The 23,094-nt window shown below is 61.3% G+C and carries 19 protein-coding genes and 2 tRNA genes; 10 read left to right on the top strand and 11 right to left on the bottom strand.

The features are described from left to right. Positions 1 to 117 precede the first annotated feature (117 nt). From hisH to ARC39_RS18465, 5 genes are all read right to left on the bottom strand, one after another. On the bottom strand, positions 118 to 759 hold the full coding sequence (gene hisH, locus ARC39_RS18485; protein ID WP_068116360.1) for an imidazole glycerol phosphate synthase subunit HisH: 642 nt from the start codon (positions 757 to 759) through the stop codon (positions 118 to 120). A 1-nt stretch (position 760) separates the two neighbouring features. Next, on the bottom strand, positions 761 to 1,348 hold the full coding sequence (hisB, locus tag ARC39_RS18480) for an imidazoleglycerol-phosphate dehydratase HisB (RefSeq protein WP_068116357.1): 588 nt from the start codon (positions 1,346 to 1,348) through the stop codon (positions 761 to 763). Positions 1,349 to 1,646: 298 nt separating this feature from the next. Continuing rightward, positions 1,647 to 3,080 (bottom strand): DUF8370 family protein, encoded by a 1,434-nt coding sequence (locus ARC39_RS18475; protein ID WP_068116355.1) that lies wholly within the window; start codon positions 3,078 to 3,080, stop codon positions 1,647 to 1,649. Between the two features lie 293 nt (positions 3,081 to 3,373). Then, positions 3,374 to 3,448: transfer RNA gene (locus tag ARC39_RS18470), tRNA-Gly, on the bottom strand. A gap of 39 nt (positions 3,449 to 3,487) precedes the next feature. Further along, positions 3,488 to 3,562: transfer RNA gene (locus ARC39_RS18465), tRNA-Gly, on the bottom strand. Positions 3,563 to 3,721: 159 nt separating this feature from the next. Here ARC39_RS18465 and ARC39_RS18460 point away from each other — a divergent pair. Then, entirely contained in the window at positions 3,722 to 4,645 is a 924-nt protein-coding gene (locus ARC39_RS18460; protein WP_161470991.1) for a ketopantoate reductase family protein, read from the top strand. 6 nt (positions 4,646 to 4,651) lie between these two features. On the opposite strand, the gene ARC39_RS18455 is transcribed toward ARC39_RS18460, so the two are convergent. Beyond that, a complete protein-coding gene (locus ARC39_RS18455) occupies positions 4,652 to 5,038 on the bottom strand; it encodes an MAPEG family protein (RefSeq protein ID WP_068116351.1) in 387 nt (128 codons plus the stop codon). Between the two features lie 306 nt (positions 5,039 to 5,344). Beyond that, entirely contained in the window at positions 5,345 to 8,794 is a 3,450-nt protein-coding gene (locus ARC39_RS18450; RefSeq protein ID WP_068116349.1) for a pyruvate carboxylase, read from the bottom strand. A 444-nt stretch (positions 8,795 to 9,238) separates the two neighbouring features. Here ARC39_RS18450 and ARC39_RS18445 point away from each other — a divergent pair, with 444 nt between their 5' ends. Together ARC39_RS18445 and ARC39_RS18440 are read left to right on the top strand one after the other, a co-directional pair. After that, positions 9,239 to 11,599, top strand: coding sequence for an ATP-dependent helicase (locus tag ARC39_RS18445; protein ID WP_068116347.1), 2,361 nt, complete (start codon positions 9,239 to 9,241; stop codon positions 11,597 to 11,599). Between the two features lie 74 nt (positions 11,600 to 11,673). Further along, complete coding sequence (locus ARC39_RS18440; RefSeq protein ID WP_068116346.1) at positions 11,674 to 12,087, top strand: response regulator; 414 nt, start codon at positions 11,674 to 11,676, stop codon at positions 12,085 to 12,087. A 195-nt stretch (positions 12,088 to 12,282) separates the two neighbouring features. On the opposite strand, the gene ARC39_RS26035 is transcribed toward ARC39_RS18440, so the two are convergent. From ARC39_RS26035 to ARC39_RS25390, 4 genes are all read right to left on the bottom strand, one after another. Beyond that, positions 12,283 to 12,501: a DUF1127 domain-containing protein gene (locus tag ARC39_RS26035; protein WP_068116344.1), complete on the bottom strand. Its 219-nt coding sequence runs from the start codon at positions 12,499 to 12,501 to the stop codon at positions 12,283 to 12,285. 285 nt (positions 12,502 to 12,786) lie between these two features. Beyond that, the gene (locus ARC39_RS18430) at positions 12,787 to 12,990 is read right to left on the bottom strand and encodes a YjiS-like domain-containing protein (RefSeq protein WP_236545308.1); all 204 of its coding nucleotides are present in this window, start codon (positions 12,988 to 12,990) and stop codon (positions 12,787 to 12,789) included. 253 nt (positions 12,991 to 13,243) lie between these two features. After that, the gene (locus tag ARC39_RS18425; RefSeq protein ID WP_068116341.1) at positions 13,244 to 13,462 is read right to left on the bottom strand and encodes a DUF1127 domain-containing protein; all 219 of its coding nucleotides are present in this window, start codon (positions 13,460 to 13,462) and stop codon (positions 13,244 to 13,246) included. 657 nt (positions 13,463 to 14,119) lie between these two features. Next, positions 14,120 to 14,329, bottom strand: coding sequence for a DUF1127 domain-containing protein (locus ARC39_RS25390; RefSeq protein ID WP_078059353.1), 210 nt, complete (start codon positions 14,327 to 14,329; stop codon positions 14,120 to 14,122). Positions 14,330 to 14,643: 314 nt separating this feature from the next. Here ARC39_RS25390 and ARC39_RS18420 point away from each other — a divergent pair, with 314 nt between their 5' ends. The 7 genes from ARC39_RS18420 to ARC39_RS18390 all read left to right on the top strand — a co-directional run bounded on the left by ARC39_RS18420 (position 14,644) and on the right by ARC39_RS18390 (position 23,093). Beyond that, complete coding sequence (locus ARC39_RS18420) at positions 14,644 to 15,723, top strand: Mrp/NBP35 family ATP-binding protein (protein WP_068116339.1); 1,080 nt, start codon at positions 14,644 to 14,646, stop codon at positions 15,721 to 15,723. A 708-nt stretch (positions 15,724 to 16,431) separates the two neighbouring features. Then, complete coding sequence (mraZ, locus tag ARC39_RS18415; RefSeq protein WP_068116337.1) at positions 16,432 to 16,932, top strand: division/cell wall cluster transcriptional repressor MraZ; 501 nt, start codon at positions 16,432 to 16,434, stop codon at positions 16,930 to 16,932. Between the two features lie 4 nt (positions 16,933 to 16,936). After that, entirely contained in the window at positions 16,937 to 17,938 is a 1,002-nt protein-coding gene (rsmH, locus tag ARC39_RS18410; RefSeq protein ID WP_068116335.1) for a 16S rRNA (cytosine(1402)-N(4))-methyltransferase RsmH, read from the top strand. Continuing rightward, a complete protein-coding gene (ftsL, locus tag ARC39_RS18405; RefSeq protein ID WP_068116333.1) occupies positions 17,935 to 18,291 on the top strand; it encodes a cell division protein FtsL in 357 nt (118 codons plus the stop codon). The genes rsmH and ftsL overlap by 4 nt, the downstream gene beginning before the upstream one ends. Then, entirely contained in the window at positions 18,288 to 20,072 is a 1,785-nt protein-coding gene (locus tag ARC39_RS18400; RefSeq protein WP_068116332.1) for a peptidoglycan D,D-transpeptidase FtsI family protein, read from the top strand. Before ftsL ends, ARC39_RS18400 begins: the two co-directional genes overlap by 4 nt. Before the next feature lie 88 nt (positions 20,073 to 20,160). Next, positions 20,161 to 21,648: a UDP-N-acetylmuramoyl-L-alanyl-D-glutamate--2,6-diaminopimelate ligase gene (locus ARC39_RS18395; RefSeq protein WP_068116709.1), complete on the top strand. Its 1,488-nt coding sequence runs from the start codon at positions 20,161 to 20,163 to the stop codon at positions 21,646 to 21,648. Beyond that, a complete protein-coding gene (locus tag ARC39_RS18390; protein ID WP_068116330.1) occupies positions 21,645 to 23,093 on the top strand; it encodes a UDP-N-acetylmuramoyl-tripeptide--D-alanyl-D-alanine ligase in 1,449 nt (482 codons plus the stop codon). Before ARC39_RS18395 ends, ARC39_RS18390 begins: the two co-directional genes overlap by 4 nt. The last annotated feature ends 1 nt before the right edge of the window (position 23,094 follow it).

Raw genomic sequence — 23,094 nt, 5'->3', positions numbered from 1 at the left:
CGAACCGGTGGGGAAGAGACTGCGGGTGATTTCCAGAAAGCGCCCTTGGACGTGTTGAAATCGGTCCCGGACCCCTCCCTCTCTCTCGGTCGGCCCTGAGCGTTAACAGCGTCCGGATCAGGGCGACCAGGTCAGGAAGTTCGAGATCATACGCAAGCCCGCGCTTTGGCTTTTCTCAGGGTGGAACTGCGTACCGATCATGTTTTCGCGCCCGATGATGGCCGTCACCTCGCCACCGTACTCGGCATGCGCAAGCCGATCTGTCGAGTCGCGGACCACGACCTGATAGGAATGCACGAAATAGGCATGATCGCCGGTTTCGATCCCGTCGAGCACGGGATGTGCGCCGGTCAGGATCAGGTCGTTCCAGCCCATATGCGGCACTTTCAGCGACGGATCGTCGGGGACGATCGGCACCACTTCCCCACCAATCCAGTCGAAGCCGGGCGTATCCTCGTATTCGCGGCCCACGGTGGCCATCATTTGCATGCCGATGCAGATTCCGAAGAACGGGCGGCCCTTCACGCGGACCGCCTCTTCGATCGCCTCGTGCAAGCCAGAATGCCCCTCCAGCGCCGCCTTGCAGGCAGGGTAGGCGCCGTCACCCGGCAGCACAACGCGGTCCGCGCGCGCGACGTCGTCCGGGCGGCCACTGATCAGCACCTCGCCGCTGCCCGTTTCCGCCGCCATGCGCTGGAACGCCTTTTCCGCCGAGTGCAGGTTGCCGCTCTCGTAGTCGACCACCACCGTCAGGGACATTTCACAGCGTCCCCTTGGTCGAGGGGATCGCGTCGCCCTTGCGTGGGTCGGCCTCGACCGCCTCGCGCAGCGCACGCGCGACGGCCTTGAACCCGGCTTCCGCGATGTGGTGGCTGTTGATCCCGTGCAGCGCATCGACGTGCAGGGTGATCCCGCCATGGGTGGACAGCGCCTGAAAGAACTCGCGCACCAGCTCGGTGTCGAACGTTCCGATCTTCGCCGTCGGGAAATCCATGTTCCACACCAGAAATGGTCGCCCCGAAAGGTCCAGAGCGGCCCGCACAAGGGTGTCGTCCATGGGCAGCAGGCAGGCGCCGTAGCGGCGAATGCCGCGCTTGTCACCGAGCGCCTGGGTCAGGGCCTGACCGAGCGCAATGCCGGTGTCCTCGACCGTGTGGTGGTCGTCGATGTGCAGATCGCCCTCTGCCCGAACCGTGATGTCAATCAGCGAATGGCGCGCAAGCTGCTCCAACATATGGTCGAAAAAACCGACGCCAGTCTTGCAGTCATAGGTTCCGGTGCCGTCGAGATCGACAGTCACCGAGATCGTTGTCTCGGTGGTCGCCCGTTCCAGTGTTGCCTTGCGCATGCGTTCGCTCCGATCGCTGACCCGCGTTCCATACAGGGGAAGGGCAGCCGATCCAAGGGCTTGTGCAGCACCGCACCGGGGCTGTGACCACCATGCCGTCGATTGTGTGTGATGGAGATCTTTGGAGCGGGCGATGCGCTCCTGCCTTTTGGAGAGAGTTCAAAAAAGTGTATTTATAACAACTAGTTATCTGGATGTCGCGCCCAGTGCATGTTGCGGGAATTGCGGGAAATGTTGCGGGATTCGATTGCCGACTAAGACACTTTCCCACCTCTGAAGTTGACAATCAGCGAGGGCGTCAGTTGATCAACTCACCGAAGCGCCTTTCTAGTTCGCGGTCGATTTGGCTGCGGTCCCCATCGCGGATGGCCTCAAGAAACCGGATAATGTCGGCGTCTACGAGCGCTATGATGAAACCGTTGTTGGCTTGGGCAGTGTCGCGGCATCTAGAAATAAACCTCGCGCGGTCGTCGAAACTCCGACCGATCAAAAATCCCAGTCGTCCCCTTGCATCCGAGAAGCGTCCGGCCAATTGGTCCAGTTCCGGGTTGGCCATTTCTTTCTGATAATTCTTACACTCGACCATTATCTTGACAGCGTTTGAACGGGCTTCCGTGCGCCTACGGAAAAAGAATCCTGCGGAACCGTTGTTTGTGTAGCTGATGTCGATCCTTTTCCGCCCTTCGTTTATCTCGTCTTCCAACACCGGATAAATAAGATCTGGATAAAATAGAAACTCGAACACTCCGACCATGAACTTGTGAAACTGAGTGGCGGCGGCGCGACCGGGATCGATATGGGGAAGGGTGTCGATCAGCGCTTGGGATAGAGCCGACTCATCGATGTCTTGCTCCAGTTCCGTATTCTTAATGCCGTTACTGATTCCAAGTAAGCTTTTGTACCGCTCCAGAACTTCCGGGTTGTCCTCCGAAAACTGAGCCAAGAAATCCTTCTCCAGCGGATGAATTTCCTTGAGGGACTTTTTCGTTACCCGTCTCCTGCCGTTTTTTAGGACCTCCACCAAACGAGAATTTTGTACCAAGTGTTCTTCTTGAAGAAACTCTAGGACGAACTTGTTGTAGTACTCAGTGTGAGAGACGGCTGGTTTCCAGCGTACGCTTGCTTTCGGAACCAGAATAATCTTCTTTCCGTTTATGACCGGCAGTGGGACGTAGCGGTTAGTCCAGCTTCCAGTCGCGCCATCCCAAAGCATTCCTGACGCAACACCATCTGTCAAAGCGATGCCATGGAGATCACATTGAGCCTGAGTGTATGAGACTAGGTGACGCCTGATCACATTGGTGGTGATATCAGAGAGTTTATCCGAGCCGAATTGAGGAATGAACAACTCACACTCCGAAAGCTCAGAAAGCAAACCCGTTCTTGCCGCTCGGCTTTGCCGAATCCTGTCGAAAAGCTGATCGGCTTGGTGTTGCCCTACACCGCGACCGGCCGGTCGGCCCTGAGAAAGCCCAAGGCAAGTCTCGTTCGGTTCCCCCAAGTTGTCGAGCAACTGGCGACCGTGGGCGTTGTTCCCTGTACGGATCGCATCGAGAACCGCCTCGAAGAACGACAGAATGGCCTCGTTGCACAGAACAGACCATGCATCGCTAGACTGTCCGAACACGAAAGGATCGATGAACAGCGGCATGTCGTTGTCGGGATCAACGTCGACGAAGTCTAGCTGTGTTTGTGGTTTGTTTATTCCGAAGTGACCGGAAAAAGTGACCATGAGGCACCGCCTAGGGCGAACAGAACATTTGGATACAGTGTTTCAATGTGAACCGCCGATGTCCATGATATTTCAGCGGATTTTCTTTTTCCGGCCAAAACGGTTGGCGTTGCCTGATTGTTGCGGGATTGATGCGGGCAATGTTGCGGGATTTTTCCTCGCGGAGTCGCATCGAACTAAGAGCTTATTCTTCTTCGCGAAGTCCGTCGGATATCAAGCCGGGAAAGGCGAGCCCCAAGTGTTGCGGGATGTTCTCGGTGATTTTTTCAATCATTTGAGTAATTTATATCCAGTGGAGCGGGCGATGAGATTCGAACTCACGACCCTTACCTTGGCAAGGTAATGCTCTACCCCTGAGCTACGCCCGCGCTTCACTGGCTATGTGGCCTATAAAATAGGCTCTCTCTTGGAGCGGGCGATGAGATTCGAACTCACGACCCTTACCTTGGCAAGGTAATGCTCTACCCCTGAGCTACGCCCGCATCCGAGAGTGACGGGGATGTAGCGAGCCCATGGGCGGGCTTCAAGGGAAAAACGCGGCGACGCGCGAAAATTCGCGGCAAGGTGGCACGGTCGCGGTGCCGCGTTGCCTGTGGCGGCGGGGCGGGCCAGCATCGCGCGACAACAAGACAGAGGCGAGTATGCGATTCTTGATCATGGGTGCGGGGGCGCTCGGCTCCTACTTCGGCGCAAGACTGGTCGCGGCTGGCCACGCTGTCGCCTTCGTGGCGCGCGGTGCACATTTGGACGCGATGCGAACCCGGGGATTGTCCATCCGCAGCCCGTTGGGAGACCTTGATCTGGATCGCGTGCGGGCCTTTGCCGATCCGGCGGAGGCAGGCGCAGCGGACGCCGTGCTTTTCATGGTGAAGAACTACGACGTGTCGCGCGCGGGCGCGCAGCTTTCGTCCGTACTTGCCGAGGATGCTGTGGTGATCACGGCCCAAAACGGGATCACCGCGCACAAACGGCTCGCTGATCTGATCGGTCCGAGGCGGGTAGCGCCGGGGATGGTCTACATGCCAGCCGACATCCCGGAGCCGGGCGTCGTGGGGCATTACTCGGATTTCAGCCGCCTTGTCATTGGCCCGGTAATGGATGGCAACGCGGCGGTGCTGGAACCTGTTGCGGCTGCGCTGCGCGGCGCCGGGATCGACGTCGAGCAGGTGGAGGACGCCGATGCCGCGCTTTGGGAGAAGTTCGTGCTTCTGGCGAGTATTGCCGCGCTCACCTGCCTGACCCGGCTTGATCTCGGCCCGATCCGGGCCTGTCCGGAGACACAGCACCTGCTGCGCGCCGCTTTGGACGAGGCCATGGCCGTCGGAAAGGCGGTGTGCCCAGGGCTCACAGATACGGCCGCAGATCGCGCCTGGTCGCTTCTGCAGTCGATGCGGCCCGACGTCCACGCCTCGATGCTGGACGATCTGCAGCGCGGAAAACGGTTGGAACTCGACTACGTCAGCGGCGAGATCCAGAGGCTCGGACGCGCGCATGGTATTGCAACGCCGGTCCATGGTTTTGCCAACGACCTGCTGCGTCCCTTCGTCGACGGCGCGCCCGGCTGATCGGGTTCAGACCAATGCATGCAAGATGTTGGCCATCGCAACCGTGACGATCATCCCAAGCGTCAAGCCCATGCCGACGACCCGCGCCGACAGGTTCTGAGGAACCTGGCTCAAGCTCCAGGCATGGGTAACGCGACCGAGAAACAGCATGGCGCCGAACAGGTGCACGACCCAACCGGGCATACCCTGCATTTCGGCGATTGCCAGCAGGAGCAAGCCCAGCGGGGCATATTCCGCACAATTCCCCTGGATACGGATGTGCCGTTCCATGTCAGCCGCGCCGCCGTCGCCAAGCGAAATGCTCAGCCTTTTGCGGGCAAGAATGACACGCGCACTCAGGGCGGCGAAGAGAAGGCCAAGAAGGCCGGCGTAGATCGGTGTGACGGTTAACATATTCGTCCCTGTCGCTATTGGGATGCCTGGCTCTGGAGCGCGTGCCGGTTCACGGTTGCACCCTCCCTCCGATCAGGAGATGCGGACCGCGTACGGATTGTCCAGCATCGGAAAAATACCATTAGGATTCGGCTTCTCGGTGCCGGCCATCGGTGGATGGCGCGTCTCATTGGCGAAACCGGTTATTCGGCGCGTCGCGGCGCAGGCACGGCACGCAACTCGGGGCCGGGTTCTGCGGGGAGGACCGGCTGGGCTGGCCGGACCATGCGCGGCTTCGAGGCTCGACAAGGTCCAGGTGGGCGGCTGCTAAGGCGCGCTTTCCAATTCGATCAGCAGGTCCTTTGCGTCGATCTGATCGCCGGGATGGATATGCACCGCCTTGACCACCGCGTCCCGCTCGGCATGAATGCCGGTTTCCATCTTCATCGCCTCGATCGTGACCATCAGATCGCCGGCAGAGAGTTTCTGTCCGGCTTTTACCGCCACCGTGGCGATGGAGCCGGGCATCGGCGCGCCGATGTGGTCGGGATTGCCGGCCTCTGCCTTGGGGCGTGCCGCCACCGTGCTTTGCAACTTGCGGTCTGGCACGCGGATCGTGCGCGGCTCGCCATTGAGTTCGAAGAAGACCTTGACCTCGCCTTCCTCATTGGTGTCCGACACCGCCTGCATCCGGATTTCCAGCGACTTGCCGGGTTCGATCTCCGGCGTGATCTGCTCGGAAGGCTCCATACCGTAGAAGTAGGCATGGGTCGGCAGAACCCGGACCGGACCGTACTCCTCGTGGCGGGCGACGTAGTCGGTGAACACCTTCGGATACATCATGAAACCATTGAGGTCTTCGTCGTCGATGGCGATCCCAAGACGTTCGGAGAGCGCCTTGCGCTCTACCTCCAGATCGGCCGGCGCGAGGCGCGAGCCGGGGCGTTCGGAGATCGGTTCCTCATCGCCGAGCACCTTCTTGACGATGGCATCCGGGAAGCCGCCGTGGGCCTGGCCGACCTCGCCGCGCATCAGTGTCTTCACGCTGTCGGGGAAGGAGAATTCCGTGTCCGACTTAAGCAGGTCCTCGCAAGTCATCTCCTGGCTGACCAGCATCAGGGCGAGATCGCCCACGGTCTTCGCAATCGGCGTGACCTTGATCACGTCGCCGAACATCTGATTCACATCGGCATAGGTCCTTGCGACCTCGTGCCAGCGCTCCTCCAGCCCCATGGAGCGTGCCTGCGCCTTGAGATTGGTGAACTGGCCACCTGGCATCTCGTGCAGGTAGACCTCCGATGACGGAGATTGCATGCCGGATTCGAAGGCGGCGTAGTGCTGGCGCACGCGTTCCCAGTAATTCGAGATTTGCCGGATCGCGTCGATGTCGAGCCCAGTGTCCCTGGGCGAATGGCGCAGGGCCTCGACCACGGTGCCGAGGGTCGCCTGCGACGTATTGCCGGAAAGCGCATCCATTGCGCAGTCGATGGCATCCACGCCGGCCTCGGAGGCCGCGAGGATCGAGGCGCAAGCGATACCCGCTGTGTCGTGGGTATGGAAATGAATGGGTAGGCCGGTCTCTTCCTTGAGCGCCTTGACGAGCGCCGTCGCGGCGGCCGGTTTCACCAACCCGCCCATGTCCTTCAGGCCAAGGATATGGGTGCCCGCGTCTTTCAACTCCTTGGCCAGGCTCACGTAATACTTGAGGTCGTACTTGGCGCGGTCGGGGTCATGGATGTCGCCGGTGTAGCAGATCGAGCCTTCCAGGACACGATCTGCTTCCAGCACCGCATCCATGGAGACGCGCATATTCTCTACCCAGTTGAGCGGGTCGAACACTCGGAACAGGTCGATCCCGGTATCGGCCGCCTGTTTCACGAAGGCCCGCACGACATTGTCGGGATAGTTGGTGTAACCGACTCCATTGCTGCCGCGCAGAAGCATCTGGGTGAGAAGGTTCGGCATCGCCGCGCGAATATCCCGCAATCGCTGCCAGGGGCATTCTTGCAAAAACCTGTAGGCAACGTCGAATGTGGCGCCTCCCCAACATTCGACCGAGAAGAGTTGCGGCAGGTTGGCGGCATAGGTCGGGGCGATCCGGATCATGTCGATGGAACGCATTCGGGTGGCGAGCAGGCTTTGGTGGGCGTCGCGCATTGTCGTGTCGGTGATCAGAAGCTGAGTCTGATCGGCCATCCAGTCGGCCACGGCCTGAGGCCCGAAGTCGTCAAGGATATTCCGGGTTCCAGGCACAAGCCGGTCGTTATTGAACGGCGGCACTTTCGGCTCGCGGATGTCGGCAGGCGGTCTGGGGCGGCCCGCGACGTCGGGATGTCCGTTCACGGTGACATCGGCGATGTAACGCAGCAGTTTCGTCGCCCGGTCCTTGCGACGCGGGAATATGAAGAGGTCCGGGGTCTCGTCGATGAACTTCGTATGGTATTCGTTGTTGAGAAACTGCGGGTGGCTCAGCAGGTTGTCGACGAAGTTGATATTGGTGGCCACGCCGCGTACCCGGAACTCACGCAGCGCCCGGCTCATGCGGGCGATGGCGGCCTCCGGCGTCGGTGCCCAGACGGTCAACTTTTCGAGCAGGGAATCGTAGTAGCGGGTGATGACGGCACCGGAATAGGCGGTCCCGCCATCGAGCCGCACGCCCATGCCGGTCGCGCCCCGGTAGCCGGTGATGCGGCCGTAATCGGGGATGAAATTGTTGCGCGGATCCTCTGTGGTGATCCGGGCCTGCATCGCGTGGCCGTCGAGTTTCACGTCGTACTGGCTGGCCACGCCGGTGGCCTCCACGAGGCTCTTGCCCTCGGTGACGAGGATCTGCGCGCGCACGATGTCGATGCCGGTGACTTCCTCGGTCACCGTGTGCTCCACCTGCACGCGGGGGTTGACCTCGATGAAGTAAAATTCACCGGTTTCCATATCCATCAGGAACTCGACCGTACCGGCACATTGGTAATCCACATGCTCGCAGATCTTCTTGCCGAGATTGCAGAGTTTTTCCCGTTGGGCGCTCGACAGGTAGGGAGCAGGAGCGCGTTCCACCACTTTCTGGTTGCGCCGTTGCACAGAGCAATCCCGCTCCCACAAGTGGTAGATTTTGCCGTGGTGATCGCCGAGGATCTGCACCTCCACATGGCGTGCACGGGTGATCATTTTTTCCAGGAAACCTTCGCCATTGCCGAAGGCCGCTTCGGCCTCGCGCCGGCCTTCCAGCACCTTCTCCTGAAGCTCTTCCTCGGAGTAGATCGGCCGCATGCCGCGACCGCCGCCGCCCCAGGAGGCCTTGAGCATCAGTGGATAGCCGATTTCGGCCGCCTGCCGCTTGATCTCCGCCATGTCGTCGCCCAGCACACCGGTCGCCGGAATCACCGGGACATCGGCCTCGATTGCGACCTGTCGGGCGCTTGCCTTGTCGCCAAGCTGGCGCATCGTATCCGACTTCGGGCCGATGAAGGCGATTCCGTTGGCGGTGCAGGCATCCACGAAGTCGGGGTTCTCCGACAGCAGGCCGTACCCCGGGTGGATCGCGTCGGCGCCGCAGGCCTTGGCCACCCGAATGATCTCGTCGATCGACAGATAAGCTGCCACCGGCCCCAATCCCTCTCCGATCCGATAGGCCTCGTCAGCCTTGAAACGGTGCAGCGAGAGCTTGTCTTCTTCGGCGTAAACCGCGACGGTCTGCTTCCGCAATTCGCTCGCCGCGCGCATGACGCGTATAGCGATCTCGCCGCGGTTGGCTACGAGGATCTTCTGGAAATCGGCCACAGTTGCCTCCTTCTGTGCGAGCGAAAAGACCTGCGCATTGGCTGGCTGGCAATGAAAGGCATGCTGCAACGCAGCGCAAGTGAAAATTTGCAAAGCGTCTAATCCACCGACGGCAAATTTGCAGAGTTTGCAAGTCGGGCGTGATACCTCTTTCTATCCAACGGTCGGCATGTTCGTTCATGCAGATACCGTGGCATCCTACCACGGGCGCGGCCATACAATTGACCGGCCCCAATGCAAATCGCGTGATGAAGTGGTGATGCTTTGCGAGACGGCCGCGACGTTCCGTGTAGCACGCAAAGCCGCCCGACGTGTTGCCGTGGTACTGGGTTTTGGCAGACGGAACGCGCGCTTTGGTCAGCAAGTTCCGTTGGCTCGGCGGATTTTAGGAACACATGGAGAACATAGGTTTCCCTTGCCGTCGCTCCGGCGTAGACTGCCACTATGAGCAGTTTCGATGAAAGCGAGGCCTTCGAGGCCGCCGTTCCGTTGTCGCAGCGCGCCCTTGCGGCGCGGCCAGCCACCTATCTGGACGATCTGAACCCGGCTCAGCGCGAGGCCGTGGAGGCGCTGGAGGGGCCTGTGCTGATGTTGGCCGGGGCCGGAACTGGCAAAACCAAAGCGCTGACCACCCGTATTGCACATCTGTTGAGCACCGGCACTGCGCGCCCAAACGAGATTCTCGCCGTAACCTTCACCAACAAGGCGGCGAGGGAGATGAAGGAACGCGTCGCGCGGCACTTGGGGCAGACGGTCGAGGGGATGCCCTGGCTCGGCACGTTCCATGCGATTTGCGTGAAACTGCTGCGCCGGCACGCCGAGCTCGTTGATCTCAAGTCCAATTTCACGATTCTCGATACGGACGACCAGATCCGTTTGCTCAAGCAACTCATCGTCGCGGCCAATATCGATGAGAAACGCTGGCCACCGCGTGCATTGGCTTCGATTATCGACAATTGGAAAAACCGTGCGTGGACGCCCGATGCGGTACCTGCGGCCGAGGCCGGCGCCTTCGATCACAAGGCCGTTCCGCTCTATTCTGAATACCAGGCGCGGCTGCGAACACTCAACGCAGTGGATTTCGGTGACTTGTTGCTGCATGTCGTGACCATATTTCAGCGCCACGATGACGTTTTGCAGCAGTATCGGCGCTGGTTCCGCTACATCCTTGTCGACGAATATCAGGACACCAATGTCGCGCAGTACTTGTGGTTGCGTCTGCTCGCGGGCGGGCATCAGAACATCTGCTGCGTCGGCGATGACGACCAGTCAATCTATGGTTGGCGTGGTGCCGAGGTGGGGAATATCCTTCGGTTCGAAAAGGATTTTCCGGGCGCGAAGGTAATCCGGCTGGAGCAGAACTACCGCTCCACGGCGCACATTCTTGCCGCCGCCTCTGGGGTGATCGCCGCCAACAAGGGGCGGCTCGGCAAGACGCTCTGGACCGAAGCGGAGGGGGGCGAAAAGGTCCGCCTGATCGGCCACTGGGACGGCGAGGAGGAGGCGCGCTGGGTCGGCGAGGAGCTTGAGGCCATGGGGCAAGGCACCCGTGGCCTACGCCCCGTGGGGCTCGACGAATGTGCCATCCTCGTGCGGGCCAGCCACCAGATGCGCGCCTTCGAAGACCGGTTCCTGACAATCGGCTTGCCCTATCGCGTGATCGGAGGTCCACGTTTCTATGAGCGGATGGAAATCCGCGATGCCATGGCCTATTTCCGCCTCGCGGTGAGTCCGGACGACGATTTGGCCTTCGAACGTATCGTCAATACTCCCAAACGCGGCCTCGGTGACAAGGCGCAACAGAAGATCCAAATCGCCGCGCGGGCCAACGGGGTGAACCTCGTGGAGGGGGCACGGATCTTACTGGCCGGTAAGGGACTCACCGGCAAAGGGGCCAAATCGCTCGCCGAACTGGTGGCTGGAATCGACCGTTGGAACGCGCGGGCGCGCAACCCCGATCAGAGCCACATTGAACTGGCCGAGATTATTCTGGAGGAATCGGGCTATACCGAGCATTGGCAGAACGACAAGACGCCGGAAGCGCCGGGGCGGCTCGAAAATCTCAAGGAACTCGTGAAAGCGCTGGAATCCTTTGAGAACCTGCAAGGTTTCTTGGAGCACGTCGCGCTGATCATGGACAACGAGACAGAGGATTCGGAAGCCAAGGTCACGCTGATGACGCTGCACGCTGCCAAGGGCCTGGAGTTCCCTGCCGTGTTCCTGCCGGGCTGGGAAGATGGACTGTTTCCCTCGCAGCGGGCGATGGATGAAACAGGCCTGAAAGGGCTGGAGGAGGAGCGGCGGCTGGCCTACGTGGGTATCACCCGAGCGGAGGAACTCTGCACCATCTCCTTCGCCGCAAATCGTAGGATTTACGGCCAATGGCAGTCGGCGCTTCCGTCGCGGTTTATCGACGAATTGCCGGAGGACCATGTGGACGTTCTCACCCCGCCGGGGCTCTACGGCGGCGGGTTCGGTGCGGCGGCACAACCCGCGAGTTCCACCCTGCACGACCGGGCTTCGCGCGCGGATGTCTACAACTCGCCCGGCTGGAAACGCATGCAGGCCCGCGGCGACATGCGCGGGATGAGCCAGCCGAAAGAAAGCCGGAACGTGGTGATTGACCTCGACGCCGTCTCCGCCTTCGGGCAGGGCGACCGGGTGTTCCATCAAAAATTCGGTTACGGCGCGGTGACGGGTGTCGAGGGCGACAAGCTGGAGATCGCGTTTGATAAAGCGGGCGTGAAAAAAGTTGTCGCGAAATTCGTGGTTCCAGCCGCCTCGGCCGGTGATGTGCCCTTTTGACCTGCGACATTATGTGTGTAAATAAGAGCCCCGGACTGGTCTCTTAGGCACCGGTCGAGTCGCGGAGAAGTTGAATGAAAGCACTGGTTGTCCAGGACGACCCGAACGTTCAATCGCTTTGGGCTCAGTCCCTCAAGGCAGCCGGCCATGAGACCTGCGTTGCCGACACGGAAACCGCCGCACTTGACGCGCTGAAGTCCACCGGCTTCGACCTGGTCTTGCTTGATCTCTGTCTGAACGGGCAAAATGCTTTGGGCGTGGCGACACTGGCCACCTACCGGAACCCCCGATGCAAGGTCGTTGTGGTGACTGGCTCAGCGGTCTACTCACAGCGAAAGCTCTTTGCCATGTCTCCGGCGGTGGCGGCCGCGTTGCGCAAACCGGTCGACATTGAGAGTATTCTGGCTGTTTGCGAAAGGGTCGGGCGCCGCGAGAGATCCACGCCGCCGCCAGTCGTCGCCCACAGCGCGGTCGAGTTTCGTCCCTGAAGCGGTGCAATAGCGGCAAGACCGCCCATCGCCTGTTGGTTTCCCTCCCACCATACATTTTCTGTATCGAACGGTCGTTGAGCCGCGCCTGTCGGCGCACAAAAAACAACGGCCGCACCAGGGACAATGGTGCGGCCGTGGGACCGGATCGGCAAGGGAGGAGACGGCCGTCCGATGACTGTGTCTCTGCTTTGGTCAGGCCATGCGTGCCGCATCACGAGCGACATCGTTGATGGCGAAGCGGGTGATCCCTATGTCGGACAGCTCGCGGTCGGTCATCGCGTTCAGTTCAGACCGTGTTTGCAGAAACGCACGGCGGCGTTCCATGCTTGCGGAGAAACTGGCAATCAGGCCCGAGAACCAGCTGGAAACCAAACCGTTGTTGAGACGGGTTTCAGTGTTAACAAAAGCCATGGTTCTTTTCCTCGGATATGTTCGGGACCCCATGCCCCGAACCGGTGATCAAGAGCGATTTCGTGAAGGAAATGTTAGCGCTCTCGTTGGTTCACAACATAGATGCCCCATGAGAATCTGGTAGCCCTTTGATTGGCAGTTCCGATATGCGTGGAGCGCAAAATTGTACAATTGACAAAAAAATGGCGGCGGCGCCAGGGAGGAGGAAGGCGCCGCCGCCAATTCGGTAAACCCAGGGAGGAGGAGGGGTTTTCCGAATAACGGTATCGTTTTCTATTCGTTAATTCACTGACCGTAGGCGGTCTCGTGCGCGAGCCCTTTGATCATTGCTCGGCTCAGTCCGAGATCCGACAGGCTACGGTCGCTCAAGGATGACAACTCATTGATAGTACGACGATAAAGCCGATACTGGTCGTATTTCACGCGCAGGGATTCGAAAGCGCCGGAAATACCGGTTTCGACGGCGGGGGCGGAGATGACCTTTTCCATAATCATATTTCCTTCTGTCTGCTCTGGCGTTCTGCCAATCTTGTCTCTTTCGTAGCGCCGGTATTGTTCCGTTAGCGCTACCTTCGCCTCACAATGTACGCAGATTCCGGGGTGCGACAATCTCTCCTTTTGGCAATGCTGCTATGCAGCATGCGAGGGTCGGGTTAAGCGCCAGAAAACAAAAATGGCGGAGCCAAGGCAGGTCCGCCATTCCAAGTAGCAATAAGTGCTAGTCGCTTCCGGGTGTGAATTATCAGGCTTTGGCGGCAACGCCTCGTGCAATTGCGGCAAGGTCCGAGCGACGTAGATCGAGGTCATCCAGTTCCCGGTCGCTCAGCGCCTTCAATTCGCGCAATGTTCGACGATAGACGGCGGTTCGGCGGAGAAATACCCCGACAGATGTCACGATATCGGATGCCCGCGTGGCGCCAGCCTGTACCGTGGGAGTGGTCGCTTGAGACACGAGTTGCATATTGGCTGTCCTTCAACATCGGCGCCGGTGCTCTGCCCTGGCGCAGTGTGGGCGCTAACGTTGGAGGTGTTAGCGGTCCCGGCGGGTATGAAATCTACCGTGTGGCGGTGGAGTTCAACGCCCTATTCGACAAGCCCGCTATGCGCCGAGGTGTGGGGCAAAATCGCAAGAAACCCACCGTGTTGCGGCAGGCGGCGGCGACAATTGTGCTGTGACGAAAAAAATGGCGGCGACACCAGGGAGGAGGAAGGTGTCGCCGCCGAAATACAGAAAACCCAGGGAGGAGGACGGGTTTCCTGATCTCTGTCTGCCGGTCGTGCCGGCGTATTACGTGGCGGTGACACCAGGGAGGAGGAGGGTGTCACCGCCGGAACCAGAAAACCCAGGGAGGAGGACGGGTTTCCTGAACTCAATCTACTTGTGCCGACCGGCACTTGGCGTCCGAATTCCGAGCGCCGTTTGTTGGATGCGGCGCACTCGGGAGGAGGAGAGTGCTGCCGCCGAAACCGTGCCCCAGGGAGGAGGAGGGGGCCATGGCCTCGTATGTCTGCCCGTTCGGGCGGTATTCTGTGGCGGCGGCACCAGGGAGGAGGAGGGTGCCACCGCCGATCAGACGACCCAGGGAGGAGGACGGGTCTCTGAACTCGTTGTTCTATTTCAGGCCGCGAGTGCGGTCTCTCGTGCGACCGAGCGGATCATCCCGCGACTGAGGCCGATTTTCCGCAGTTCCGTGTCGGTCATTCCCGACAATCCGCGGACGGTCCGGCGATAGGTGCGATACTGCACTAACCGGCCCAGGCTTTTTCTGACCGCATCCCTTGCCCGTTTTCTCGCCGGGCTGGCATATGCACTCTGTGCCGTTGCCATGGTGCGCGATCCTTGCTCAGTCGCCGGTACTCTTGCCGGCCTCTTGCCTCAGGAGCGAACTCCTTTCAGCCATCGTTTCGTTGTTGTTAGCGCCACCCGTTGTCGTGTTAGCGCTGCGTTGATCCAAAGATAGCCTTGCAGACCGATTGCGCAATCAGCCGAAAGTTCAATGCCGCTATGCAGCATTTGCATGTGTACTACTGACCCAATTTCCAGTCAGGCAGCCTGTTTTTTGGGCGCTGCCTGATCGCGCCTTGCGTCTGCGGCATGGCGCTATAGGTCTGACGGGAAGTTTCTTGCGGAAAGGTGGGCAGATGGCGGTCACGCGCGACGATGTTGTCAAGGTGCTTGAGGCGATAATTGTGCCGGATGGTGGCAATCTGGTCTCTCGTGACTTGGTGCGGGCGCTAACAGTCGATTCGGGCGGTGGGGTCCAGTTCGTTCTCGAAGCGGCAAATCCCGAATCCGCGCGCGCCCTGGAGCCCGTTCGCCAGGCGGCGGAGTCGGCGATTGCGCGGCTCGATGGTGTTTCGAGCGTTTCGGTTGTGCTCACAGCGCATGGACCGGCTGCTGCGAAAGCGTCGCCGCCGAACCTGAAAGTGGGGCGTCACCCGACGCCGCAGGCGAGCGGGCCAGCGGTCCTTTCCGGTATCGACCGGATCCTCGCGATCGGGTCCGGCAAGGGCGGGGTCGGGAAATCGACCGTTTCGGCCAATCTCGCCGTTGCGCTGGCGCGGCAGGGGCGACGGGTCGGGTTGCTCGATGCCGACATATACGGCCCGTCTCAAACGCGGATGATGGGGACGACGAGGCGACCCGCGTCGCCCGACGGAAAGACGATCGAACCATTGCAGGCCCATGGCGTGACGGTGATGTCCATGGGAGCGCTCTTGAAAGATGCGGAAGCGGTCATCTGGCGCGGGCCGATGCTCATGGGGGCACTCCAACAGATGCTGGGGGACGTGGCCTGGGGGCGTCTCGATGTCCTGATCATCGATCTGCCGCCTGGAACGGGAGACGTCCAGCTCACTCTCGGCCAGCGCTACAAGCTGACCGGAGCACTTGTGGTCTCGACGCCGCAGGACGTGGCGCTGATCGATGCGCGAAGGGCGATCGATATGTTTGGCAAGCTCAGTGTGCCCGTGCTTGGGCTCATCGAAAACATGTCGACCTATGTTTGCCCGCAATGCGGTCACGAGGCGCACTTGTTCGGTCACGGTGGCGTTGCGGCAGAGGCGCAGGCCATGGGCGTACCCTTCCTCGGGGAGTTGCCGCTGGAATTGGAGACACGTCTTGCGGGTGATGCCGGTACGCCGATCGCATTGGGCGACGGACCGGCGGCCGCGGCCTACGCGGAACTTGCGGCACGTTTGGTTGGCGGCGGCATGGCCTGACAACAATCTCGACGGCGATGGCTTTAACGGGAGGGGAGCGCCCCTCCCGTTTGTTTTTCTGCGAGCTTGTGTGAGGTCGGTTCGGTTGGGTTGCCGTGGGATGCTGTCCCCAAAATGGGATTTCGTGGCACCGATGATTATTGGATTGGCGTCGATTCCGGGGTTGTGCCTGCGGCGGCCCGGAGTCGCGCTGTTTTCCCATGGGAATTCGTGGCCGCAACGTGGGATTCGCTCTCTCCGGCACCTGCGCGAGGCTGTTTTCCGTCTCATCAGTAGAAAAAAATCCAAAAAATCGCTGTCTATATTTTGCGCCTGATTGTGTGCCGATCACAATTTATGGTTATTCCTAGGGGGTAGGCGCGCATGATTGTGTCTTATGGGGCACGTGGTGGGGCAAGGTGGGATAATGTGTTATTGATTTCTATAAGAGGGCAGGTCATAAAGATCCCACACGATGAGGACGGGCAGAGAAAAAGGGGCGAAAGACCCCAAGGCTTCCCCAAAAAGTCAGGTTTCATACAGGCACCCGCTTTCATCGGCACAAAGAGATCCGACGCGTGAGCGAGCAGACATCCCCCCAGGTGGCACGCGCGATCGGACGCACCCAGAGATGGGACGAGGGCGGCGGATCAGACAGTGGCAGCAGTCTGATCCGCCGTTTTCGTTTCAGGACGAACGAGAGACGAGAGGCAGCAAGGAGCGCAATCCTTGGCGCGAGTGTTCAGAGGGCGAGGCCGCCACAAGGTGGATGCGAAGGGCAGGGTTTCCGTGCCTGCTGCGTTCCGCCGCGTGCTCGAGGCGGGCGACCCGGACTGGACAGAGGGGCTTCAACCCAACCTCGTCGTTCACTACGGCACAGCCCGTAAAAACTTCCTGGAATGCTACACGATGGAGGCGGTCGCGGAGGTCGACGCCAAGATCGCCAAGATGCCGCGCGGTACAAAAGAGCGGCGGATGATGGAGGCCTACTTCAACGGCCAGTCTCATCCGGCGACTGTCGACGAGAATGGCCGGCTGCTTTTACCGCAGTCGATTCGCGACATGATTGGCCTTGAGGGCGAGGCATTCTTTATCGCGGCGCATGATACGTTCCACATCTGGAATCCCGATACCTACGAGCAGGAGGTCGAGCCGCAGAACGAGGCGATGCTGGACGAACTGCCGGAGGACGTGGATCCGCTGACGTTGTTGGAAGGTGGGGTAATCTAGGACGATGGCTGCCGCTGCCCGCGCTCCCGATGCTCAAGAGCCGCATGTTCCGGTCCTGATTGACCCGCTGATCGAGGCGGTTTCGCCCGTGTCGGGCCTTTGGCTGGATGGAACGTTCGGAGCGGGCGGCTACACACGCCGCTTGTTAGAGGCGGGAGCCGACAAGGTCATTGGCGTGGACCGCGATCCTGCCGCTCTAGCCATGGCTAACCAGATGCTGTCGGAGTTCGGCGCACGTCTGGAGCTTGTGCAGGGGCGATTTTCGGAACTGGACCAACACGCCGGCGCGCCGCTTGACGGTGTGGTGCTCGACCTAGGCGTTTCGTCCATGCAGATTGATCAAGCCGCGCGCGGGTTTTCCTTCCAGAAGGACGGGCCGCTCGACATGCGGATGAGCGGCGAGGGGCGAAGCGCGGCCGATCTGGTCAATCAGCTGTCCGAAGCGGAACTTGCGGATCTGCTTTTCCACTACGGGGAAGAGCGTGCGGCGCGGCGCATTGCGCGCTCCATCGTTGCCATTCGACCCTTCGAGACGACATTGCAACTTGCGGAGGCCGTGGCTGCATGCCTGCCGCGCCCTCGCCCGGGGCAAATTCATCCCGCGACACGCAGTTTTCAGGCACTGCGCATTGCCGTGAACGACGAGTTCGGCGAGCTGATCGGTGGGTTGGCGGCGGCGGAGCGGGCGCTGAAGCCAGGTGGAAAGCTCGCTGTCGTCACCTTCCACTCGCTGGAGGATCGGGTCGTCAAACGATACCTGCAGGCCCGGTCCGGCGGCACTGGCCGTGCGAACCGCTACGCGCCGGAAGCCGAGGAAACACCTGCCCAATTCCGACTTCTGTCGCGCCGGGCAATCGCGCCGTCCGAAAGTGAAATCGACGCAAACCCACGCGCGCGGTCAGCCAAGCTGCGCGTCGCCGTCCGCACTGAAGCGCCAATTACACCTCTCGACCGAACCGCAATGGGCCTGCCGGGTCCAAAAGACTGGTGGAAGGAGACGCCGTGAAATCGTTTTTCTACCTGACCTCCGCGCTTGCCGTGATGGGCCTCGCTTTCTGGGCCTACCAGGAGAATTACCAGACTCAGGCCGCATTGAAGGACTCCGCCAGGCTCAAGCGCGAGATCGGTGCATTGCGTGAGTCGCTGGCAGTTCTGGAAGCGGAATGGGCCTACCTCAATCGACCCGACCGGCTCGCCGACCTGGCCGAGATAAACTTCGACCGGCTTGGGCTTCTGCCGCTTCAGCCTGAGCAATTCGGATCGATCGAGCAGGTTGCTTTTCCGCCGCCACCCGCCCTGCCGATCACCACGCCAATCGAAATCGCCGGCGCGCTTGAGAATGGAGGGCAGTTCCCGTGATCCGAACGCCCCTGCGCCCGCTCGCACGCATTCTGACGGCCCGCGAGAAGGGCGAGAACCCGGACGCCATTGAACGGGAGAACCGACGCCTGCGCCACGAGGCGATGCGAGACAATATGCGTCACCGCGCCGAAGGGCGGCTTTTTGTTTTGGCCCTCTTTTTCGTGTGTGCGTTCTCTGTGATTGGCGTTCGAATGGGGCTTCTGGCGGCGGCCGAACCCTCCGAGGTGCGCGTGGCTTCCGCCGGTTCTGACATCGTGGCGCAGCGTGCCAATATCGTCGACCGCAATGGCCGGATCTTGGCGACCAACCTCTCGACACATTCGCTCTATGCACAGACCCGCGACCTCGTGGAACCCGCGCGTGCGGCGAAAGAGCTGGCGCAGGTATTCCCGGACCTCGACGAGGCCGAGCTGTTGGAAGATTTCACTGGGTCACGCAAGTTCCTGTGGATCAAAAAGAAGTTGAGCCCGGAACAGATGCAGCGAGTGCACGATATCGGCGAACCCGGACTGTTGTTCGGGCCGCGGGAGATGCGGCTCTATCCAAACGGTCGGCTGGCCTCACATGTTCTGGGGGGGGCGAGTTTCGGCCGCGAAGGCGTGCATTCGGCCGAGGTGATCGGCACCGCTGGAGTGGAAAAGGAATTCGACGCCTGGTTGCGCGATCCGGCCAACAATGGCGCTCCACTGGAGTTGTCGCTCGACCTCACGGTCCAGGCCGCCACGCGCGAAGTGCTCGAAGGCGGTATGAAGCTGATGAACGCCAAGGGCGCGAGCGCGATTCTGATGGACGTACACACGGGCGAAATCCTGACCATGGTGTCACTGCCCGATTTCGACCCAAATGACCGGCCGCAGCCGTTGGTCGAGGGAGATGCCGGCGACAGCCCGCTCTTCAACCGGGCCGTTCAGGGCGTCTACGAACTCGGGTCCGTGTTCAAGATCTTCACCGCCGCGCAGGCAATGGACCTCGGGCTCGTCAACGCGAATACGATCATCGACGCCAACGCGCCGATGAAGTGGGGGAAATTCAAGATCAAGGAATTCAACGGCAAGAACTACGGCGAGGTTTCGGTCACGGACGTAATCGTGAACTCCTCGAACGTGGGCACAGCGAAGATGGCACTCGCCATCGGCGCGAAGCGCCAACGCGAATTCCTCGATTCCCTTGGGTTTCTGGAGCCGACCGGTTTGGAAATGGTCGAGGCGCCAACAGGGAAGCCGTTGTTGCCCAAACGCTGGACAGAGATCAGCACGATTACAATTTCTTATGGCCACGGGCTCAGCTCAAGCCCGGTTCACCTCGCCGCCGGCTATGCATCGCTTCTTAACGGTGGCACGAAGATCACGCCAACCTTGCGTCGCCACCCTTTGCCGCAGCATGGCGAGCGTGTGGTGAGCGAACAGGCATCCAAGGCGGCGCGGCAGATGCTGCGTGAAGTAGTCAAGCGCGGAACTGCGAGTTTCGGAGAGGTGCCTGGTTATTCCGTCGGCGGCAAAACGGGTACCGCAGACAAGCCGAAGCCGCGTGGCGGGTATTACAACGACAAGGTCATTGCCACCTTCGCGAGCGTCTTTCCGGCGCAGGATCCGAAATATGTGCTGATCGTCACGTTGGACGAACCGGTGGAGACGTCTGGCCCGAAACCGCGCCGCACCGCCGGATGGACCTCGGTGCCGGTGGCAGCAGAGATCATCCGGCGGACGGCGCCGCTACTTGGACTGAGGCCCATGCCGGAGCCCGGTGAAAAAGAAGGCGTGATACGCGCATCGAATTGACCGGTGGACCCTGCGGCCAAAAGGTCGGAAAAGGGGGCTCATGTTTTCGAGCGCGTTCCCTGGGGCGCTGGCGAGCGGGGTGGCAGGCATGAGTGACAAGAAGACAAAATCCCTGGCCGACCTTGGCCTGACCGCGCAGGGCGGGGCCGAGGCGTGTGTAACGGGGCTTTCGGTCGATAGCCGGGAAGTGCAAGAGGGGCATCTCTTCGCCGCGCTGCCCGGCAGCCGCGTGCATGGCGCAGAATTCATTCAATACGCTCTCCGGATGGGGGCAGGGGCGATCCTGACCGATGCGGAAGGAGCGCGTATAGCGGCTGACGTGCTTGCCGGCGATCCCGCAGCATTGGTTGTCGTTGAAGATCCACGCGCCGCGCTCGCCTATGCTGCCGCGCTCTGGTTCGGTGCACAGCCCGAGGTCATGGTCGCGGTGACCGGCACGAACGGCAAGACTTCTGTGGCAAGCTTCACCCGGCAGATCTGGCAAAGTCTCGGCGTTCCGGCGGTCAATGTCGGCACCACGGGCGTGGAAGGCGATTGGGAAACACCGCTCGCGCACACGACGCCCGAACCGATCACGCTGCACCGCGTTTTGGCCGAAGCGGTGGCCGCGGGCATAACTCATGCAGCAATGGAAGCGAGTTCGCATGGATTGGCGCAGAAACGGCTGGACGGTGTCCGGCTGACGGCCGCGGGTTTCACCAATCTGACCCAGGATCACCTCGATTATCACGCCGATTTCGCCGAGTACTTCGCCGCAAAGGCCGGGCTTTTCTCTCGCGTGCTCTCCGACGAGGGCGTCGCCGTGATCCAGATGGATGGCGCCAGCGCGGCAGAGATGGCAGGGATTGCCGAAAAGGCGGGCCTGGAAGTCATCCGGGTCGGACGCGGCGAAAGCTGCCACCTGCGGATTCTCGGGCTTCGGTTCGATGCCACCGGGCAGGACCTTCGGTTCTCCTGGAATGGTGCTGTGCACCTGGCGCGGCTCGATCTGATCGGCGGGTTCCAGTCGGAAAACGTCATGGTAGCGGCCGGCCTCGCCATCGGGTCGGGCAGCGATCCGGCAGAAGTGTTCCGTGCCCTGCCGCAGCTTGCAGGTGTACGTGGCCGAATGCAGCTCGCGGCTACCCGCAAGAACGGCGCGGCTGTTTACGTCGACTATGCTCACACGCCCGACGCGCTCTCAACCGCGCTCAAGGCACTTCGTCCGCATGTGATGGGCCGTCTTGTCTGCGTCTTTGGCGCCGGCGGCGACAGGGACACGGCCAAACGCCCTCTCATGGGCAAGGCCGTAGCCGAGAATGCCGACGTGGCCTTCGTGACGGATGACAACCCGCGCTCCGAGGATCCGGCAGCGATCCGCGCCGCGGTTCTGTCTGGTTGTCCGGACGCAACGGAGGTGGGTGACCGTGCAGAGGCCATCCTGCGCGGAGTGGATGCGCTGCAGCCCGGAGATGCCCTGCTCGTTGCGGGAAAAGGGCACGAGCAGGGCCAGACAGTTGGCGACACCGTATTTCCCTTCGACGACGTGGAACAGGCGAGCGTTGCCGTCGCCGCGCTGGATGGGCATTTGATATGACCGCCCTTTGGACGTCCCATGACGCTGCCGCAGCCACCGGCGGGCGTGCAACTTGCCGCTGGGAGGCAAGCTCCGTTTCAATCGACAGTCGATCGCTGGAGCCCGGCGCATTGTTCGTCGCACTCAAGGACACGCGAGATGGGCACGACTTCGTTGCCGATGCGCTGGCCGGGGGCGCCGCCGCAGCCCTGGTGAGCCGGGTTCCGGACGGCGTCCCTGCTGATGCTCCGTTGCTGATCGTGGATGATGTGTTGCGCGGCCTGGAGGCGCTCGGCGCGGCCGCTCGGGCGCGAACGCGGGCCAAGGTGATCGGTATCACCGGATCGGTAGGCAAGACGTCTACGAAGGAGATGTTGCGGGCGGTTCTTTCCGGGCAAGGCAAGGTGCATGCAGCGGAGAAGAGCTACAACAACCACTGGGGCGTGCCGCTGACGCTGGCGCGAATGCCTGCGGATTGCGATTTTGCCGTGATCGAGATCGGCATGAACCACCCCGGCGAGATTGCGCCGCTGGCGCGGCTTGCGGATCTGGATGCGGCGCTTGTCACGATTGTTGCTCCGGCGCATCTGGAGGCCTTCGACGACCTTCGCGGAATTGCGCAGGAGAAAGCGACGATCATGGAGGGGCTGAGGCCGGGCGGTGTTGCCGTTCTGAATGCAGATATCCCCACCGCGCCGATCCTCTTCGATGCAGCGAAAGCCCGGCAGGCCCGCATTCTCGGTTTCGGCACGGATGGGGCGGAGGCCAAACTCCTGGAGTGCGCCACGAGAGGCGACCAGACGATCGTGCAGGCGCGCTTGACCGGGCCGGACGGTGCGGCTCATCCGATCCTCTTCAAACTGCGTTCGCCGGGGCGGCATTTCGCGATGAACGGGCTTGCTGCGCTCGCCGTGGCCACGGCGCTTGGAGCCGACATGGCCTTAGCGGCTGGTGATCTGGGGCGTTGGGCACCCTACGAGGGACGTGGGGCGCGAGAGGTGGTCACGCTCGACATCGTGCACGACGGCATGAGCCTGGATCTCATCGACGATTCCTACAACGCCAACCCGGCTTCCGTGGGGGCGGCGCTCGACATGCTTGCCGCAATTGCACCGGTCGATGGTGTCGGGCGCGTCGCGCGTGGACGCCGGATTGCCATATTGGGCGACATGCTGGAACTCGGGCCGACCGAACACGAGCTTCACGCGGCACTCGCGACACATCCGGCTTTGGAACAGATCGACGTCCTGCATTGCGTCGGCGATCGGATGCGCGCACTCTGGGAGGCGTTGCCAAGGGAACGTCGCGGACGGTGGCGCGAGGACAGCGCGGCCATGGCCGCGGAGGTGCATCAAATCCTCGACGCCGGGGACATCGTGCTGGTCAAGGGGTCGCTCGGAATCCGGCTGGCGCGCGTGGTTGAGGCGATCCGCAAACTGGGCCAATCGAGCCCGGACGAAACATGAG

It is taken from the genome of Tropicimonas marinistellae (assembly GCF_001509585.1).
In the GTDB taxonomy this organism is placed as follows: domain Bacteria; phylum Pseudomonadota; class Alphaproteobacteria; order Rhodobacterales; family Rhodobacteraceae; genus Tropicimonas; species Tropicimonas marinistellae.
Note: the sequence above shows the minus strand (reverse complement) of the source record. Positions and strands in the feature narration are given on the sequence as shown.

What these genes read in the sequence shown, in the direction of transcription:
- ARC39_RS18455 (WP_068116351.1), bottom strand. Translation starts at nt 5,038, where the DNA reads ATGTTAACCGTCACACCGATCTACGCCGGCCTTCTTGGCCTTCTCTTC.
- rsmH (WP_068116335.1), top strand. Translation starts at nt 16,937, where the DNA reads ATGGCTGCCGCTGCCCGCGCTCCCGATGCTCAAGAGCCGCATGTTCCG.
- ARC39_RS18440 (WP_068116346.1), top strand. Translation starts at nt 11,674, where the DNA reads ATGAAAGCACTGGTTGTCCAGGACGACCCGAACGTTCAATCGCTTTGG.
- hisH (WP_068116360.1), bottom strand. Translation starts at nt 759, where the DNA reads ATGTCCCTGACGGTGGTGGTCGACTACGAGAGCGGCAACCTGCACTCG.
- ARC39_RS18430 (WP_236545308.1), bottom strand. Translation starts at nt 12,990, where the DNA reads ATGGAAAAGGTCATCTCCGCCCCCGCCGTCGAAACCGGTATTTCCGGC.
- ARC39_RS18460 (WP_161470991.1), top strand. Translation starts at nt 3,722, where the DNA reads ATGCGATTCTTGATCATGGGTGCGGGGGCGCTCGGCTCCTACTTCGGC.
- ARC39_RS18425 (WP_068116341.1), bottom strand. Translation starts at nt 13,462, where the DNA reads ATGCAACTCGTGTCTCAAGCGACCACTCCCACGGTACAGGCTGGCGCC.
- ARC39_RS18475 (WP_068116355.1), bottom strand. Translation starts at nt 3,080, where the DNA reads ATGGTCACTTTTTCCGGTCACTTCGGAATAAACAAACCACAAACACAG.
- ARC39_RS25390 (WP_078059353.1), bottom strand. Translation starts at nt 14,329, where the DNA reads ATGGCAACGGCACAGAGTGCATATGCCAGCCCGGCGAGAAAACGGGCA.
- ARC39_RS18390 (WP_068116330.1), top strand. Translation starts at nt 21,645, where the DNA reads ATGACCGCCCTTTGGACGTCCCATGACGCTGCCGCAGCCACCGGCGGG.
- ARC39_RS26035 (WP_068116344.1), bottom strand. Translation starts at nt 12,501, where the DNA reads ATGGCTTTTGTTAACACTGAAACCCGTCTCAACAACGGTTTGGTTTCC.
- ARC39_RS18395 (WP_068116709.1), top strand. Translation starts at nt 20,161, where the DNA reads ATGAGTGACAAGAAGACAAAATCCCTGGCCGACCTTGGCCTGACCGCG.
- hisB (WP_068116357.1), bottom strand. Translation starts at nt 1,348, where the DNA reads ATGCGCAAGGCAACACTGGAACGGGCGACCACCGAGACAACGATCTCG.
- ARC39_RS18445 (WP_068116347.1), top strand. Translation starts at nt 9,239, where the DNA reads ATGAGCAGTTTCGATGAAAGCGAGGCCTTCGAGGCCGCCGTTCCGTTG.
- ARC39_RS18420 (WP_068116339.1), top strand. Translation starts at nt 14,644, where the DNA reads ATGGCGGTCACGCGCGACGATGTTGTCAAGGTGCTTGAGGCGATAATT.